This window comes from Gimesia maris (assembly GCF_008298035.1).
GTDB lineage: Bacteria > Planctomycetota > Planctomycetia > Planctomycetales > Planctomycetaceae > Gimesia > Gimesia maris.
Window position 1 is genome coordinate 1945453 of record NZ_CP042910.1, and the last position, 18022, is coordinate 1963474.

Consider the following 18022-nt stretch of genomic DNA (forward strand, 5'->3'; position numbering starts at 1 on the left):
TCGTCAGTCTGCTGCTGGTTTGGGCTCACAGTTTTTTAATGCAAGCAGCGTATAAGCGGTAACGAGGTTCGGGTCTCCTTCAAACCAGCGATTGGATTTGGAGTTGACCCAGCTGCCGTTTTCCTGCTGGATTTTAAACAGGTGATTTGCCAGTTCTTTACGCCAGTCGTGCTCCTGGCCTTTGCTGTCTTTGACCTGTTTCAGATCGGCAGTGTCGAGGGCTTTGGCAAACAGCTGGTAATAGTAGTAGAGACCGTTATCTCCCATGCCCGGGTTGTTTTCGACTGTGTAGTTTTTCTGAATCCAGTCGAGAGCTGCTTTGACGCGCGGGTCTTTGGGAGTCAGACCGGCGTAAATCATACTTTTCAGACCAGCGTAAGTCATACTGCCGTAGGAGCGAAGGCCACCGTCTTGATTTTTTCCAGAAGGAGAGGCACCGCCAGCAGAGACATTGTAGTAGAAGCCGCCATCATTGACTTTGGCAGCTGCAGGAGACGTGTTGAATTCGCTTTCGAGATTCTGGCAGCGAGAGACAAAAGTGAGTGCTTTCTGGATATCGGGATCATCGGCTTTCGCACCGGCGGCTTTGAGGGCTTCTATCATGAAGACGGTATTGGAGAGATCGGGACGGCCTCCATCGGGGCCATAACCTGCGCCGCCATATTCCAGATCACTGGGTTTGATATCTTTGCTTTCATCAAACTGCAGACTGCGGAGGAACTGTTCTGCTTTTTTGATCTGGGGTGTGTACTTGCCTGACTGGTTGGCATCCTGTAATGCCATCAAGGCGACAGCGGTTTCGTAACCGGAGTGCTGACTGCGGGCAGAGCAGATACGACCATCTTCCTGACAGAAGGAGACCAGTTTCTTTAACGCTTTGTCCACGGTCGGGTCAGTTACAGGGACGCCAGATTCAATCAGCGCCGAGGTCACCAGAGCTGAGATTCCCGCCGCTTCGCTGAAGGTCCACGTGCCATCTTCATTCTGTGAGTTCTTCAGAAAGTTGATCGCTTTGTCACGGGACGCTTTCAACTCTACTGAATCCGGTCCTGCTGCAGAAAGAGGGCTGATATTCCAGCAGAGACAGCCGATGATCATCAGGCGTAGAAACCAGTTCATTCTTAATTACTCCTGAATATGAATGCTGGGAGGGTTGTTGTCGATAAGATGTCGCAAAAGCTGTTCCGCTTTGGATTGCGATCACTTTTTCAGTATAGGCAGACAAGGCTGAAAAGTCAGTGATTTTGTTTTAGAAGGGGCGTTGAAAATAACGTCAGCGCTGTCGAAAAAAACGCCAGTCGGTGCCTGTGTTTCTGAAATAAGATTTTATGAGTGGAGTATTTCTTTGGCGACGTGCCCATGCACATCGGTCAGTCGAAAATCCCGACCTGCGTGGCGGTAGGTCAGTTTCTCGTGATCCAGTCCCATGATATGTAGAATGGTGGCATGGAAATCGTGAACGTGCACCAGATCTTTGATGACATAATTGCCGATATCGTCGGTCTGCCCGTGAACCACGCCGCCGCGGACATTGCCGCCAGCAAGCCAGCAGGAGAAGGCTTCCGGGTGATGGTTACGCGATTTCGTTCCTTTTCCATCCTGCGCCCAGGGAGTGCGGCCGAATTCGGTGCAGAAGACCAGCAGCGTATCCTGCAGCAGGCCGCGTTGTTTCAGATCCATCAGCAAAGCGGCGACCGGCTGGTCAACACGGCGGGCATATTTTTCGTGGGATGCGATATCACGATGTGCCGCGTCCCAGTTATCCCGGCAGGCACCGACTGCATCGATGATCTCGACAAAGCGGACTCCCCGTTCAACCAGTCGACGTGCCATAATACATTGAGCCGCGTAGCTGGACTGATCTTTTTTGTCGGCACCATAAAGTTTGAGTGTGGCTTTGCTTTCTTTTGACAGGTCGAGTGCCTCAGGCGCCTGTTTCTGCAACCCGGCGGCTGTGGTGAACGTCGACATGCGGCCTGCCAGTTGGGCATCGTGGTCACGCTGATTAAAGTGACGCTGATTCATTTTTCTCAACAGCGCGAGTTCCAGCTGCTGCCGCGATTGTGAAACAGGTGATTTGAGAAACGGGATCGGATCATCACCGGGGACAACGCGCACCCCTGTATTGGCAGCGGGCAGGAAGTTGGAATCCCAGAGTTGAGGTCCATTGTAAGGACGATGTTCTGAAATGACGACGTGAGAAGGCAGGTTCGGGTTGAATGACTTCAAGCCGTAACTTAACCAGGCACCGATGCCGGGCATGGCGGCTGTGGTGCTGCCCGTATGCAGTTGCAAAGTGGCTTCACCATGATCGCGGTGATCACTGTTCATTGAGCGGATGAGGGCCGTTTCATGCATGATCTTGCGAATGTGGGGGAACAGGTCGCTGACTTCCGTTCCGCATTCCTGATTGGGGCGAAACTTCCAGAGAGGCGCTTTGAGGTAGCGTTCGACAATCGGCTGTCCTGAGACGGCCGCTTTTTTTTCATCGCCGATCGATTGATCGTGCCGACGGGTCAGTTCGGGCTTGGGGTCGAAAGTGTCGACATGCGAATATCCGCCTGACATGTAGAGCATGATGACCTGTTTGGCTGCCGGGCGGTGGTGAGGCAGATCCTGTCCCGCTGGCAGTGTGTTCGGCAAAGCGAGTCCGGCGGCTGTTCCGAGCCCTGTTTGCAGCAGCTGTCGACGTGAGAAGAAGGATGAGTCGTGCATAGATTCAAACCTGATTGTTTTCATTCGAAACGTTAATGTTAATCGACAAAAAAGAATTCGTTACTGGTAAGCAGAACTTTCGCGAAACCTGTCCACGCATTCTGACCGGCGTCTGTGTCTTCATCAGGTTGTTCTGTTTTTAATTCTTCGCGATAGTATTCCAGGAACTGCGCCGCTTCTGACAGCTCTACAGCGGTCGGGTTTCGGCTGAATGCGAGTTGGTAGGCCTGGATGATCTGCTTTTCCTCCGTCCCCGCCGATTGCTGAATCCGTTTGCCAAACGCTTCTGCCAGTTCGGGAAGGAGTGGTGCATTCATCAGGTACAGCGCCTGTGTCGGCAGGTGGGAGCTGTCCCGGGTTCCCGAAGTTTCGTTGGTTTCCGGTCCATTGAACCGGCCCAGAAACGGGTGTTTATAAAGTCTCTGCGTCATCAGATAGACGCTACGTTTCTTTGTTGGGAAATCCTCATGAAACGGACGATTCAGGCTATACCCTTTTTTGTGCCAGGGGACGAAGGGGTGCGGTCCTCCCTGTTCACAATCCAGTTCGCCGGAAACAAACAAGAGGGCATCGCGGATGGATTCGGCGTCCAGGCGTCTGCGGGTATATTTCCAGAGAAAGACGTTGTCCGGATCACGGTTGGAGTTTTCTGTGATGTCATGGCTGTCGAGTCGATAGACGCGGCTTAACATGATCTGACGATGCAGGGCTTTGAGCGACCATTGCTGATCAATCAGTTGACCGGCGAGGTAATCGAGCAGTTGCGGGTGAGAGGGGGTATCGCCTAAGACGCCAAAATTGTCGACTGTTTTGACAAGACCATGTCCGAAGTGGTGATACCAGAGTCGGTTCACAATCACCCGTGAGGTCAGAGGATGAGTCGGGTCGGTGAGCCATTCGGCCAGCTCCTCGCGACCGGATTCCGTTTTGTCGATCTCCGGTTTTGATTTTGAGATGACATTGATAAACTGGCGTGGAACGATGTCTCCTGGATTTTCCGGATTACCGCGTCGATGCAGTCGAGAGTGATGCGGTTTGCCATCAATGACAGCATATAGCATTTCTGCAGGAGGCGCTTTTACCAGTCGGGCTTTTTCGGCTTTGAGCCATGGTAAACCGTGCAGCATCAGTTCCCGGAATTTACCTTTATGTGCTGCCAGGAGCTTCTGACGTTGCTGTTCCAGTTTGTCTGTCGGGCTTTTGGATATTTTCGCTGCTTCAATTTTTGCGGTGACGTCTTTATACTCTTCGAGCGTCGGTTTCAGCCAGGGGCGGAAGTGATTGCGAATCTGATGCTGGTAATAGCTGAGTAGATCCCAGTATTCATTGATTTTCTGCTGCGAATCGGGATCGTTTTCTGCCGAGACGAGCTGTGCCGGCGAGGGTTGATTGGATGCACCCATACTCGGATAAAGTGTGCTTTCAAAAATACCGTAAAGGCCGTAATAATCGGTGGCCAGCATCGGATCGAATTTATGATCATGGCAGCGGGCACACTTCAAAGTGACACCCATGATGCCACGTCCGACGGTGTCGATGGTGTCGTCAATGGTCAGGTTCTGATCTTCATAGCGCGTGTTACCAAAGCGTCGCGACAGGGCAATGAAGCCTGTCGCGATTTTCAGTTGACGAGCCTGTTCCGGATCGGCTTCGCGTTCTGCCAGAATATCTCCTGCAAGCTGGGCTTTCAGGAACTGATCATAGGGGAGATCGGTGTTGAACGCATCAATCACCCAGTTGCGATAGAGATAGGCTCCGGGAATGGGGAAATCCCCGACATCGCCCTGGGTGTCTGCATAGCGAGCCACATCGAGCCAGTGGCGTCCCCAGCGTTCGCCGTATGCCGGGGATGACAGCAGTCGGTTTACTACTCTGGTAAATGCTTTCAAATCAGTTTCCGGGTCATCCTCAAACGCTTTGACTTCCTGGGGCGTGGGAGGCAATCCGGTGAGATCGAAGGTAGCGCGTCTGATTAAAGTTCGCCGGGAAGCCAGGCCGACGGGCTGGAGTTGTTCTTTCTGCAGTCGTGTATAAACAAAACGATCGATGGGAGAAACCGACCATTTGGGGTTGCTGACGGTTGGCGGAGCGAGTTCTTTTCGCGGCAGAAAACACCAGTGTGAGGTTGTCATTTTCTGTGGTTTGGTTTTTTGTGATGTCGTGACTGGCTTTGGCTTTTCAGCAGGCCAGGGAGCGCCCCATTCAATCCAGCGTTTGAAATGGGTGATGGTTTCCGGTTTGAGTTTCTCATCCGCATCAGGGGGCATCTTCAATTCTTTATGAGTTCGCTGGATGGATTGAAACAACAGGCTCTGTTGCGCATTTCCGGGCAGAATCGCTGGACCATAATCGCCGCCTTGAATGAGAGCCGCGCGGGAATGGACGGCCAGTGTGCTTTCAGCGTCGGCATCACCGGAGTGGCAGTCGGCGCATTTTTCTATCAGAACCGGTCGGATATGCTGTTCGAAAAATTCGAGCTGGCTGGCATCAGGTCTGACTGGTTCTGCTGCGCAGACTGAATCGGGCTGGCTGAATAATACAGCCAGTATCAGAACGAGTAGTGGGATTCGTTGGTATTGAGTCATGTGCGAATCTTTTATGCTCGGGGGCTGAAAATGGTTTAACCTCGTTTGAGTCCCGCCTGTTTGAAAGCGGGGGCCAGATTCTGATAGCAGGTTTTGGCAGCGGCAACGGGATCATAGCCTTTCTGACGGAAGACCATACTGCTGACTTCACAACAGATATCTCCTCGATAGCCGCCTGCGACTGCCAGTTTGAGCAGTTGTACGTAGTCAATCTCCCCACTCTCGCCAGGCAGCACGAAACTGACTTTACCGTCTTTCATGATCGTATCTTTGACCTGTATGAAACTGGTATAAGGCAGCATGGTCTGCAGGGATTCTTTCAGTGAAATATCCCGATGAGTAAAGTGGCTGTAGTCATAATCGAGGCGAATCCAGGGGCTGTTGACCTGTTCGACCAGCCAGACACCCTGTTCGGGATGATCGACCACGCCGCCCCGATGTGGTTTGACGGCGATAATGGTTTTTGTGCTGGCGGCAACTTTGGCCCATTCACCCAGGTTGTCGCGCATTTCGTTTTTGAGGTTATCCCATTTGCCACTTCCGGCGACCGTTTCGATCAGCGGGGGATGGTCGGGGCGCAGATCGTGTCCCAGTTCAGCAGCCTGTTTAAAGCGTTCGAGGACTTTCTGCTGACTGGCCTTGGAACCGGTTAGAATGCAGTGCTCCATTAATGAGGTCAACTTTAATCCGGTTTCGTCAAGCGTTTTGGCAACTGAAGATCGACGTTCTGAGTTCAGTTTGGCGGGGGTAGCGTCCCAGTCGTTCATCAGAGCCAGTTCGACCGAGTCATAACCGATGTCGGCGACGATACGGAGTGCCTCCTCTGTTTTCATGTGAGGCATGCCATACAGGCTGAAACCGAGCGTGAGTTCCGGATTATCTGGTTTTGCTGCCTGTAATCTGTTGAGTCCCAGCAGACCGCCTGTGGCGATGCTGGCGGTGGTGAGAAACTGACGGCGGTTGAGCGGCTGCATATCTGGTTTCCTCATTCGGAGCAGGGGGGCTGTAATCAGTTTTAGAGCTGGCGGACTGATTCGCCAGGAGTCAAGTGTGGTTCGAGGGTTAAGTCGACATTGGCAATGGCATTGTTCATGGACAGTCGGGTCTCCAGTTGTCTGACCGCCAGTCGACCGATGTCATGTGCGTGAATGTCAAACGTGGTCAGATGTGGATACAGGCCGGTAATAAATGCATGGTCGTTATTGCCGGAAATGACGCTGATCTCATCACCCACTTTAATTCCGCGACGGGCCAGTGATCCATAGACGACCGCGGCGACACTGTCTGCTCCGGCGAAGATTGCTGTGGGACGTTTGCTGGCATTCAACAGTTGATCGACCAGGTGCTGAACGGCGTCTGTTGAAAGTGGAGGTTTGATCGGCAGCTTCCAGCCTCGGGAAGGAGGATCGACGAAGCGCTGAATATCCAGGCCGCGTCGCATTGCCTGGGAGACGAAGCCGGTTTCGCGATTCGTCATAATCAGGTGATCTGGTTTAGGACTGAGGAAGGCGACATGCTGGTGTCCGTGATCGGCGAGATAGTCGGCTGCCTTTTCGCCTAGAAGAACATCATTCGCACCTACACAGTCACCCGCGCAACCTTGTGGTCTGCCAAGGAGCCAGACTGATGGAATGCGAGAAAGTCGTTCCATTAATGTTCTATTGGATTCGATCAGCATTTTTCCCTGCAGGGCACCAATGAGGAACAGACCATCCGTCTGGTCAAAATCCAGATGAGCAGGGACTGCCTGCAGGTCGGGAATATGGGCGATCTGAAAACGGACACCCAGTTCAGAGAACGCGTCTTCGACTCCGCTGATCGCAGAGCTGACGACTGGGAGTGAAATTAAAGAGCGATCCAGTCCCAGGGAGACAACGAGCAATCGTTTTCCGGCCAGGACGCTGCCTGGGTTCTGGCTGTTTTCTTTCTTAGGACGGCGGCGCCTGAGGGGGCGATAGTCTAGCGATTCAGCGACCTGGCGAATTCGCTGCTTGGCGGCATCACTGATGGAAGGGTCGTCACGCAATGCACGGCTGACTGTGCTGACGGCGCAGTCAGCCGCTTTGGCGACTGTCTTTACCGTGACGAGTTCAGCAGTCTTATTCATAGCAGACCTCAGGCTTCCTGAAAGATCAAAGATAATGAATGTGACGCAATTTGATGCACATAAGCAGGGAAATTAAAACCACCCGTTTCCTTGAGTCTATCTCGTGATACTCAAATAGATACTTAATGTAAAGCGGAAATACAGCGATTCTCTGAAAATAGCTTTAAGAAGAATCAGAGAAACATTGAAATCACGCCACGCAAATAAGTGTTATTTGCGTGGCGTGGAAGATTACGGGCAGCTGGGAGAGGGCTTAAACAATTACTCTGCAGGAAGTTGAGTATGGGGGTGGGGTGGAATGGTAGCTGGAGTTATTTCAGAAAATCAGCTTCTTTCAAACTCAGCCTTACGGGGCCCTGCATGGTGGTGATCCAGAGTTCTCCGGGCGTAATTTCCGTGACATACGGATATGAGACACGGTTTTCGTATTTCTTCCCGGCTGGTGTCAGATCGCGGGCGATGACAACCGGCTCACTCCAGGTTTTACATTCATCGTCGGAAAAGGCGATCGACAATTCTTCCCGTCGCCCGAGTTTGCGATCGGGGTCACGGAAGCGGTTCCAGAGCATGACAATCCGTCCGCTTTCCAGTCGCTGCAGGATGGCGGGCGAACTGCTGGCCGGGATCTCTGAAGGTTGAATGGTGCGCCACGAGGCGCCTTCGTCAGTCGAGTAGGCTTCCCAGAAGCGTCCGAATTTTGTGCGGATTAAGGCATAGATGCGACCATCTTTCAGTTCAACGATCGTCCCTTCCATGGCGCCGTCATGATCGCCTGAACCGCCGAGGTCAATCATGTTGCTGTGGTTCCAGGTGGCTCCTTCATCATCGGAGTAATAGGTCAGCATGACATGTCGACCCGGATTGGCAATGGTCTGGGAGACGACAACGATAATGCGACCGGAGCGCGTCTGAATGATACTGCGGACGGCACCGCACCAGCCATGGTCCTGCAGGATCTGAGGCGGAAGCCATGACTTTCCGTTATCGGTACTGCGCACGATGTACACCGGGAGATAACAATCGGGCTGTGGGCCTCCCTGTTTATCGTTCCAGTGAAATTTGCGTTCCGCCAGATTCATATAGGCCAGGACAATGGTTCTTTTTTTTGTCTGCAGCAGCGCGCGTTCGTTACTGGTATGGAACCTGGACGGTTCCTGGTACAGGGGGGTAGCTTCCCAGGTTTTTCCCTGATCGGTGCTGAGTAAAGACTGTTTTGCATCGGGAGCCAGCAGGTTGCCATTCTGCAGTTTAATAAAGGGGCCCAGGTGCTGATGCGGTAGTTTTTTCGTCTGGGGATGGTTCCATTCCGCCTGTGTGACTGATGATGAGAAGCAGATTGAAACGAGGAACGAGGCTATGATGAAGCGCTGCAGCATTTCGGAAAACCTTATAATCCAATTGAGTAAAGTCAGTCTTTCAGTTCGAAGTCAACGTTGAACGGGTCATGGCCTGCTTCTACTGTCGCCTCAAGCTGAGAGTCTTTGTAATACTTTTCGGGAACATTGATGGCGGGTTTGGTCGCTGCATCAATTTCACCAAGCGACATTCCGGTGGTATCCTCAGGAAGAATCGGAGTCCCTTTGATTTCAACTTTATGTTTTCCAAGAGGGACTCCCCCTTTATTGGTGACTTCATATTTGCCATCGCGAATTTTCCCCGCGGCGATGGGACCAGAGGGTTGAGGAAGAAAGCGAATGACACCACCTTCAAGCGGAGAGCCATTCAGAGTGACGTTTCCCGTGACAATCCGACGGTCGGGGGCATCGCTGATCCTGCCACAACCTGCCAGCAGCAGGCTGATCAGAATGCATATTATGATTTTTAATTCAGGCATCTCTGCCTCCTTTCAATTGTTTATTCGACTCTGCTTTACCCTGCGTCGTTGCAGGGTGCAGGCGTCCTCGTGACATCCCCGTTAGAGTGGGGCTGCGTTTGAATCGAGATTCGGATAGAGTCCATAAACTATAAACTATGATCAGTTTAAAATTCGCCTACGACTTCACGTCCATTGCGGGTGGTAATTGCGGAGAGTGTGCCCTGGTCAATGTTTTCCGACAGAAAGCGGACTGAGCCATCGCCGAGTACAAAATGTGCTCCACCGACGTGAAAGCTGGAGAATCCCTGGGGCCGAAAAGCAAAGGTACCGCCTCCGGGGACAGTGTCGATGCTATTGATACCGTTACTGGTATCAAAGACGTCATAGCCTGTATAAGAATTTCCATTCAGACCTGAGGAGGCGAGAGAACCTGTAATTTCTCCGACCATGAGTGTGTTGCTGGCACCGTCAATGATGTCGCGCATTTTCACTCGCGAGATGGCAAACAGGACGCCATTTCCTACTGAAGTGGGACGCACTCCGGAGCCACTGTTGCATTTCCAGCTGATCGAATCAGCAACGCCTCCCATATCGGTTCTCCCCATACCATCCGGTAGCGCGCCGGCGAATGCGCCTGCTTTATTGACGATGACGTCAGGTTGTGGATTGCTGGGGCAGAGGAAGGGCTGGACGGGAACGAGGCAGGTACTGGAACTGAAGTTTGCTGGTACGAATGGAGTAGAGCCGGAAAAGTTAAGATTGTTATAAATGTTTGCCTGATCGAGGTAAGGCAGGATCCGTACGCCCCAGGAAAACAGATGCGCGCCCGAGTACCCGCTGCATCCCCCACTGATGCCAGCCCCGATGGGAAAGGCGGTGAACGTGTCGTGGTAGTTGTGTAAAGCCAGGCCGACCTGCTTGAAATTATTTTTACAGGAGGAGCGACGGGCTGCTTCACGGGCCTGCTGGACCGCTGGCAGCAGGAGGGCAATCAGGATCGCGATGATGGCAATGACCACCAGTAGCTCGATCAAAGTAAATCCACGATGTCGTTTTTCGTAATCAGTCAGGAACATTGAATCGTCTCCATCAAACGAAGCTCAGAAAATATAAACAATATAATCACCCTGGCACACAGGTGCGTATTCTGCTGTAAGACTGAACCCGGAACGGTTCTGTCTGAGGTCTGCAGGAATCAATTCATCAAGCTGAAGCTGTTGTTTATTGTTTCGATATCCGCGCCTGAGGTATCGTAGTTTCAATTTCTGTATTCAGATGTCAGAGCGACTCGTTCTTCTCCGTTATTGTTGGGTTGGTGCTTTTAACTGCGGTTTCAGGTGGTCGGTCAGATGCATGGTTGCCTGATCGGTGTCCCGGTCGGCAATTGCGTTGGCGATCAATTCGTGTTGCCGGAGCCCTCTCATTGTGGGAGCCTGACCATACAGGTCACCGGCATGAAAGTAATCCAGCAGCACGCCATGAAACTGTTTGACAAAGTTGCCGTGAGAGGCTGCCAGAATTGTCTGGTGAAACAGGCAGTCCATCTCTTTGTATGCTTTACTGGCTCCCTTGGGATCCAGTTTTATTTTTTTCATCACGCGTTTCATTTCGGAGACGATTGTCTGCAGGCGGATGATTTCTTCTGTCGTGATCAGATCGACTGCCAAGGCAATGGAACCAATTTCAATCACGGCACGTAACTGTTGTAATTCCCGCCAACCGTGGGGGCTGGCGACCTGGGGGACCAGGGCTTTTCTGAGTACATCAGAAAAATTGTCCGCTTCCGCTACACAGAGTCCGCGTCCCTGTCGACCAATCACTACTCCCAGCCCTCTAAGAGAACCGACGGCTTCACGAACAACCGTTCGCGAAACGCCAAACTGGTCTGCCAGTTCTGCTTCGGTTCCCAGTCGATCGCCGGGAGCCAGGCGTTTGCTGCGAATACGTTCACAAAGATGGTCTGCGACTTCGGCACTCAATGTTCGGGCTTCCGTTGTAGGAACTGTGATATCGTCACGCGATACTTCCATCGATTCACTGCTTTCCGGTGAGCGCCATAGATGACAGTAAGAAGTGTAATTTAAAGCGAAAAATAACTGCCAGTATTGAACGGGCCTGAAATTCCAGAAGTGGAGTTCGTTATTATTGCGTTCGCATTATACTACAAATAAAAAGATTGTATGATAAACTGATCTATTATCATATAATTGCTTATTTGGTCGTCAAGACTTTTCATGACGTTTTGACAAAGATTGCTGATGTTGCGAGCGACATTCTGATTTAATAATAGCTCATTGGGTTCGTGCATCAGACAATATATTAAAGGCATCGCTACAAAAGGAACAGTTATGGGGTCAGCGTATTTCACGCTGGGAGAGGGGCATACTCCTTTAATTAAATCACGTCGAATCGGTCCCGACGCGGGGCTTGATCATTTATATTTCAAACTGGAAACGGTGAATCCCACCGGTTCCTATAAAGATCGCTTTGCTGCTGCAGCTGTCACGGACATGCTGTCACAGGGGAAGAAAAGGGTGGTGACCTGTTCGAGTGGAAACGCGGGTTCCGCCCTGGCGGCTTACTGTGCTGCCGCGGGAATGGATTGCCAGGTTGCGGTATTTATCGGTGCTCCTGAAAACAAGCTGAAACAGATGCTGGCTTATGGGGCGACCGTGTGGCGGATTGAGGGGTTTGGTGCCGATCCGGAAATCTCGGGAAAGGTGTTCAAGTATCTGAAACATCTGGGGGCCGCCGCCGACACAGAGTTACAGGTCAGCAGCTACCAGTTCAATCCCATCGGGATGGCAGGGGTCGAATCAATTGGTCGCGAACTGGTTAGCCAGATCTCTGATGAGCGAGGGGGGATCGATCATCTGTTCTGCTGTGCCGGAGGGGGAGGGCTGTTGCTGGCCGTCTATCGTGGATTTCAGACTGCTTGTCAGGCAGGGCAAATCAAACGACTGCCAGCATTTCATTGTGTGCAACCGGCGGGAAACAATACGATCGCCGGTCCGTTACTGGCAGGGACCGATCGTGCCCAGACCTGTCGGAGTACGACGAAAATTGGGGGACTGCAGGTGGCCAGTGTGTTGGATGGGAACGATGTGATTGCTGCCTGCCGGTATACCGGTGGCAGTGGGTATCTGGTGGAAGACGAATTTGTATATGAGGTCCAGGCGTTGCTCGCGCGTCAGGAGGGTATTTTCTGTGAACCTGCTGCCGCTGTTTCGATGGCAGGCATCTTACAGGCAGCCGCCGAACGTAAAATTACAAGTAAAGAGACCGTTGTCTGTGTGATTACGGGCAGCGGGTTCAAGGATCAGGAATCGGTTGATCGCATGTTAGCTGGCACGACCAGTCCCGTGATCTCCTTAGCTGAATTTATCGATCAGACGGCTTGAATTATTATTTAGAAAGAAATACAGCATGACTCACTCGTTGAAAATGATTACCGCTTTGGGAACTCCACTGACAGCGGAAGAAGATCTGCATCCAGCCGGCCTGGAAGCACAGATTCAGGACCAGCTGACGCATGGCATCAATGGCTTTCTGGTCGCAGGAACGATGGGGCTGATGCAGCTACTGAAAGATTCAACTTACCGTGAGCTGGTAGAGCGGAGCGTACAATTCAATGCGGGACATGCTGAGCTGCTGGTGGGAGTAGGAGATACGAGTTTTGTGCGAACGCGTGAGCGGATTCGCATGGTAGAAGATTTTGCCATTGATGGTATCGTGGTGATCTCTCCTTACTTCCTCAAGTACAGTCAGAGTGACCTGGTTGATTACTTTGAGACGCTCGCCGACCTGAGTTCCCGGCCCGTGTTCCTCTACGATCTGCCGCAGACGACCGGTACAAAACTGGAAGTCGATACCGTTCTGCAGCTGGCAAAACATCCCAATATTCGGGGGATTAAATGTTCGGATCATTTCACGACGATTCGTCCTGTCATCGATGCGGTGGGTGAAGAGTTCCGCGTCATTGTCGCACAGCCCAATCTGATGGATGTCCTGTTGCAGGCAGGAGTACGCGAACATCTGGATGGAATTTATATTGTGGTGCCGGAATGGATTGAAGCAATGGTGGAAGCGACTCTGGTGAAAGACTGGAATCGGCTGGCGCTGGTGCAACAGGATCTATCGGCATTACTGAAATTGCTGACAACGTTCTCTACCCCGCTGTTTTCGACGGTCACAACACTGATGAACGAGCGAGGGATCCCCGGCAACTTTGCTCCGCAGCCAATGCGACCTGTGACTGCAGCAGAGCGGGAGCAGCTCCTCGCCCATCCACTGGTACAAAAAGTACTCACAGGCAAGCCGATCACATCTGTCGAAGCGTAAGTTGAACTGGAAACAGTCAGTCAGATTTACGTTCAACCTGTTTGACGAGTTTGTCGACGGAATTTGAGATCAGGGTTTCTGTATCCGGTCCCCAGCGATAAGCCGGGCGACCGTATTCATACAGGTTATAACCTCCCTCATAACCTCCTTCGAGCCAGACTCGTCTGGAGGGGATGTAGGAGATCATGTCATCCGCATAACCACAGACCCAGGTACCCGGCCCGAATTCGCGTTTGAATTTCAAGGCATAGTCAACGACGGTTTCCGCCCCCATGCCGATCATCAGCATGTTGCTGCCCAGTCGCCAGGCATGCAGCGGATAGGGATAGCTCGATGGAAATTTTTCTCCGGAGTCAAGTTTTTTCAGCAGTCGTTCGGCCCAGCGCTTTTTGATGGCACTGCTGCTTTGAAGGTCAGCTTCCAGATCAGCACGCGTGACGGTTTTCAGATAGGGAAGTTCAACATATTCAAACGCGGTCGATAATCCATCGGAGATGGGCTCGAGTGGTTTCTGCAAAACTTCTTCAACGGCGACAGCCAGCATGTGGCCATATTTTTCGCAGAGTTCGACTTTGCGACGGGGAAGCGGATTCTGGTCGCCACCACAGGTGTTGACAAACATGGCGGTAACACCGGGATGTTTCTGTTCGAGTTCCAGCTGAGCAAAGCCGGGATAGTCGCCGCAGACTTTAGTAAAGCTGAGTGTCGTGGGATGACAGGCATATCCAAACAGGACTGCATCCAGCTTGCCATCGGGGCGTGTGACAGTCATGACAGGTACAGCATGATCAACCGGTCCGACCAGTTCCTTTCCCGCTTTGAGGAGACTGGGGATATCGGCTTCACGATTATTGCGACGGTTGACGGCAAAGGTGGTGTGACCATTGCCCATCTGCAGTCGAGCAGGGGCGAGGTTTTTCAGTGACTCTCCAATCATCTGTACGGTTTTAACAACCATGCGGTCAGTGTATTCATTCACCAGTTTGACCTGCATCGGATCGACAGGATAGTAATCGTAAAGGTCATCACCGAGTCTTGGTCCACAATGATTATGCGAGAAGGTAAACATGATCTGATGGCGTTCGAGCTGAAATTTCTGTTTGATCTCAGCGAAGACGCGGTCGCTCATGCTGCGGGGGACCCCCTGGAAATCGCTGGTGATCAGCACGGCACGATGACCTTTATCATCTTCGAGGGCCAGCGCTTTCATCCAGATATCATGCAGCTTTCCATCAGGCAGTCGCTTGGACCCGTAGCCTGCGAGCCAGACACCGGTTTGGGGGGTGATGACTGCCTTGGCGATCCCTGCTTTCCACTCTGTTTCAGCATGGACTGCAGACTGTCCAGAATGAAAAAGGCTAACGGTCAACAGGCAGAACAAGAGTGCGAGTCTGTTGGTTGACTTCAGGTTAGTCGTCAATCTTTTCATGTGGATTTCCTTGTGAACTGATGCTGCTTGTTAACTCGACTGTGGTTTGTGATGTCTCAGCTTTCTAATGTAAGTTAAGAAAAGCTGCGTCGCAAGTTGGAAGCATCATTTGAACAGAAATAGAAGCCGCCAGGAAATCAGATCTTACTTCGATAAAGTTCATAATGATGGAATGTCGGGGCAGCGTTGATTTATACGTAGAAGTATGATTTACATATCAATAAATAGTTAATTTTGTTGAGTAATGCGTGTTCACTGAGAATACACTATACGGAATAAATTATTTTCTATTATGCTGTGAATTAAAGAATTCTTCTTGTTGTCATTAACCGATAAAACTCTAAAATTCCTATTAGATTAACTTTAGAAGAGTGATGCTTTCATAAACGCTATCTGAAGTGATTTGCGTTCATTTCAAATGTAAAGCCATTCTTATCCGCCCAGCTTTTAATCTACTAAAGCGAGTGACCCGGGCTCTCATTTCAATGCCAGTATTTCCGGTATTGTCTCAATTTATATTTACTATATTTAAGGGGTTGAACTCATGAGATCGAAGAACGTCTCACACAAGCGAGGTTTTACATTAATTGAATTGCTGGTGGTGATTGCCATCATTGCGATTCTGATTGCTCTGTTACTTCCCGCTGTGCAACAGGCACGAGAAGCAGCTCGTCGCAGTACCTGTAAAAACAATCTGAAACAGATTGGTCTGGCATTACATAACTATCATGATTCACACCGTACTTTTCCTCCTGGCGCTGTCTGGTATGGTGTTGGTGTTGCTCCTGAAAATGGACGGGATGCACTCTGGGGAACCACTTGGGTTGTACAGGTTTTACCCTTCATGGATCAGGGTCCCTTGTATAATAACTACAATATGAGCTTGCCTGCCCGCAGTGCGAATTCTAATACTGGCTCCAGTGTTTTACGGGCCATCATCCCCAGTTTAAAGTGTCCCTCGCAGACAAAAGTGGACCGTAGCCGTTTGACTCAGGATCATGACGGGTTTTCAAGAATTACCTACGCCGCTGCTGTTGGATCAGGTTCTGCATTGACCAGATCTGATCATAACAATACTCGTCGCGGAATGTTCAGCGCGGTGGGTCAATACGGCGCAAAAATTCGTGATGTCGAAGATGGAACTTCAAATACGATTATGTTGGGGGAAATCGTGGTGGGGACAGCCACTTCAGATGATAAGGGAGCCTGGGGCTGGTGTACTGGAGCTTTGTTTGCCGGACGGAATTCTAACGGGATCCTGACTCCGAATGCACAGGTTTATGATCGGACTCCGTATGCCTCAAATAATACTTCCGATAACGATTTCAACCGTCGAAATAATCCAGATGATACAAATGCAGGTTCTGGTCAGGCAGCCCGCAGTTCTCATGTGGGAGGCGTGCACTTCACCATGGCTGATGGAGCGGTACGATTCATCTCCGAAAATGTGGATCAAACCACTTATCTCAACCTGTTGTCGATTGGTGATGGCAATGTGATTGGTGAATTTTAAACAATCTGTCTGATCCAGCCTGGCAGATAAACGACAGCTCCAATAGGGTCTATTGGAGCTGTTTTTTTAATCCCCGGATAAAAGGATTTTATAAATGAAAAACAGTATTGAGAATTATAAGCAGCTGCTTTGCTGCATCGCATTAATCATGATTACTTTTACAGCGACAGGTTGTGGTGGTCGTGAATCGTCGCCTCCACCTACTGAAACGGAAAAGAGCAAGGTTGCTCAAAAGTCGATTGATGATTTTATCGCGGCAGCCAAAAAAAGTCCGAAGCAGGCAGCTCAGAATCTTTCGATTCTGATGGAGTCCCTGGAAGCGTATGCCAGCGAATACGAAGGTCCCTATATCGAATTGCGTGATGCGGCCAAAGAGCTGTTGTCTTTATATCAGAGTTCAGCTGCGAAAGATAAAATCGATGCACAACTGGAAGTGCTGCAGCAAAAAGCGAGTGCCCTGTCAGCTGGTTGAAAGTGAGCCGGGTGATCGCGCGCACAGTTAACTTCGTGCGATCACCGATGTCATCATTTCACGATCTTTAATGATTTAATGCTGCCGTTTTTCGAAAAGTCCTGGCTGAATTCAAGCGCGACCTTTACTTTTACATCTTCATGGCCGGCTATAGTTACTGTGGGAGGCGTCATATAACCCGATCCTGCATTGGTGATCTGCAAGCCGGTCACCGTTCCTTCTTTGATGATGGCTTTTGCTGTGGCAGGTGTATGTTTCCAGAGGCCTCCGCGTTCAGGTTGATAGCGATAATAATTTGAAACGTTGTCCAGTCGATCGTTGGTGATACCGTATTTTCCAAGGGCTGCCATCAATACTTCTTTGTTGGCACGCGCCCGGGCGGGAGAAGGATCACCGCCGCGTGCGGGTTTCACGTTACTGAATGCCTGACGAAAGACTTCGGGTTTGACGCCGAGTGCCGCGGCAATCAGAGCGACCGGGCGTCCGTGATCACGAGGATCTGTTTCGTACCCTCCTGTAAAAATAACCGTGTCAGCAGGAGTGTTTTTTGAGACTGCTTTCTGTTGCCTTTGTTCTGGCATTGGGTCTGCTCCGTGGCGAGGGGGGCGATTGGCTCCTGGTCGTCGGTGATGCTCCGCACCGGGGTGATGATCTCGCGGAGGATGTGGGGGGCGCGGCATTTCATCTCGTGTCAGCGTGCCACTCTGATCACGATCCAGTTTCTTGAGCACAGAGCCTGACTGTTCGATTTCCCTTGGGGAAATTTCGCCATCCTGGTCGGTATCAAACAGAATCATATATGGATCAGGAGGGGGACCCTCCGGTCGCCGGCAGCCCCGATCTCCCTTATCACGTGGCGGATGAGAAGAGACTCCAGTCGCAATTAATACGGCAACAGCTGCAAACGCAATCAGAAATTTCATCAGAATCGATCTCCCTGCTGGGGGCCCTGTAAATTCGATGTATCCCTGTTCGTTGAATTTCATCATGTTTTAAGTGTCGCGGAACAGGATCCGTCAGGAACCCTAACGCACGCTTTCCAGG

At 51.1% G+C, this 18022-nt stretch carries 15 protein-coding genes; 4 read left to right on the forward strand and 11 right to left on the reverse strand.

Annotated elements, in window-relative coordinates; all coding sequences use genetic code 11:
* Positions 1 to 3: 3 nt before the first annotated feature.
* The 9 genes from GmarT_RS07400 to GmarT_RS07440 all read right to left on the reverse strand — a co-directional run bounded on the left by GmarT_RS07400 (position 4) and on the right by GmarT_RS07440 (position 11253).
* Positions 4 to 1119: a prenyltransferase/squalene oxidase repeat-containing protein gene (locus GmarT_RS07400; RefSeq protein WP_002646045.1), complete on the reverse strand. Its 1116-nt coding sequence runs from the start codon at positions 1117 to 1119 to the stop codon at positions 4 to 6.
* A 207-nt stretch (positions 1120 to 1326) separates the two neighbouring features.
* A complete protein-coding gene (locus GmarT_RS07405; protein ID WP_149302510.1) occupies positions 1327 to 2715 on the reverse strand; it encodes a DUF1501 domain-containing protein in 1389 nt (462 codons plus the stop codon).
* Positions 2716 to 2753: 38 nt separating this feature from the next.
* Positions 2754 to 5300, reverse strand: a complete 2547-nt coding sequence (locus tag GmarT_RS07410; RefSeq protein WP_002646043.1) for a PSD1 and planctomycete cytochrome C domain-containing protein — start codon at positions 5298 to 5300, stop codon at positions 2754 to 2756.
* Between the two features lie 35 nt (positions 5301 to 5335).
* The gene (locus GmarT_RS07415) at positions 5336 to 6274 is read right to left on the reverse strand and encodes a sugar phosphate isomerase/epimerase family protein (protein WP_002646042.1); all 939 of its coding nucleotides are present in this window, start codon (positions 6272 to 6274) and stop codon (positions 5336 to 5338) included.
* 41 nt (positions 6275 to 6315) lie between these two features.
* On the reverse strand, positions 6316 to 7407 hold the full coding sequence (locus tag GmarT_RS07420; protein ID WP_002646041.1) for a LacI family DNA-binding transcriptional regulator: 1092 nt from the start codon (positions 7405 to 7407) through the stop codon (positions 6316 to 6318).
* Positions 7408 to 7718: 311 nt separating this feature from the next.
* Positions 7719 to 8783, reverse strand: a complete 1065-nt coding sequence (locus tag GmarT_RS07425) for a sialidase family protein (protein WP_002646040.1) — start codon at positions 8781 to 8783, stop codon at positions 7719 to 7721.
* Positions 8784 to 8815: 32 nt separating this feature from the next.
* The gene (locus tag GmarT_RS07430; RefSeq protein ID WP_002646039.1) at positions 8816 to 9241 is read right to left on the reverse strand and encodes a hypothetical protein; all 426 of its coding nucleotides are present in this window, start codon (positions 9239 to 9241) and stop codon (positions 8816 to 8818) included.
* 146 nt (positions 9242 to 9387) lie between these two features.
* Positions 9388 to 10299 (reverse strand): DUF1559 domain-containing protein, encoded by a 912-nt coding sequence (locus GmarT_RS07435; protein ID WP_002646038.1) that lies wholly within the window; start codon positions 10297 to 10299, stop codon positions 9388 to 9390.
* 225 nt (positions 10300 to 10524) lie between these two features.
* On the reverse strand, positions 10525 to 11253 hold the full coding sequence (locus tag GmarT_RS07440; RefSeq protein WP_002646037.1) for a FadR/GntR family transcriptional regulator: 729 nt from the start codon (positions 11251 to 11253) through the stop codon (positions 10525 to 10527).
* A 318-nt stretch (positions 11254 to 11571) separates the two neighbouring features.
* On the opposite strand from GmarT_RS07440, the gene GmarT_RS07445 reads away from it, so the two are divergent.
* Positions 11572 to 12624 (forward strand): threonine synthase, encoded by a 1053-nt coding sequence (locus GmarT_RS07445; RefSeq protein WP_002646036.1) that lies wholly within the window; start codon positions 11572 to 11574, stop codon positions 12622 to 12624.
* A gap of 25 nt (positions 12625 to 12649) precedes the next feature.
* Positions 12650 to 13564 (forward strand): dihydrodipicolinate synthase family protein, encoded by a 915-nt coding sequence (locus GmarT_RS07450; protein ID WP_002646035.1) that lies wholly within the window; start codon positions 12650 to 12652, stop codon positions 13562 to 13564.
* A 16-nt stretch (positions 13565 to 13580) separates the two neighbouring features.
* Here the strand turns inward: GmarT_RS07450 and GmarT_RS07455 are convergent, their stop codons facing one another.
* Complete coding sequence (locus GmarT_RS07455) at positions 13581 to 14993, reverse strand: neutral/alkaline non-lysosomal ceramidase N-terminal domain-containing protein (RefSeq protein ID WP_002646034.1); 1413 nt, start codon at positions 14991 to 14993, stop codon at positions 13581 to 13583.
* Between the two features lie 544 nt (positions 14994 to 15537).
* Here GmarT_RS07455 and GmarT_RS07460 point away from each other — a divergent pair.
* Positions 15538 to 16506: a DUF1559 family PulG-like putative transporter gene (locus GmarT_RS07460; protein WP_002646033.1), complete on the forward strand. Its 969-nt coding sequence runs from the start codon at positions 15538 to 15540 to the stop codon at positions 16504 to 16506.
* A 94-nt stretch (positions 16507 to 16600) separates the two neighbouring features.
* Positions 16601 to 16978: a hypothetical protein gene (locus GmarT_RS07465; RefSeq protein WP_002646032.1), complete on the forward strand. Its 378-nt coding sequence runs from the start codon at positions 16601 to 16603 to the stop codon at positions 16976 to 16978.
* 53 nt (positions 16979 to 17031) lie between these two features.
* On the opposite strand, the gene GmarT_RS07470 is transcribed toward GmarT_RS07465, so the two are convergent.
* Positions 17032 to 17901: an EF-hand domain-containing protein gene (locus tag GmarT_RS07470; protein ID WP_187782348.1), complete on the reverse strand. Its 870-nt coding sequence runs from the start codon at positions 17899 to 17901 to the stop codon at positions 17032 to 17034.
* Between the last annotated feature and the right edge of the window lie 121 nt (positions 17902 to 18022).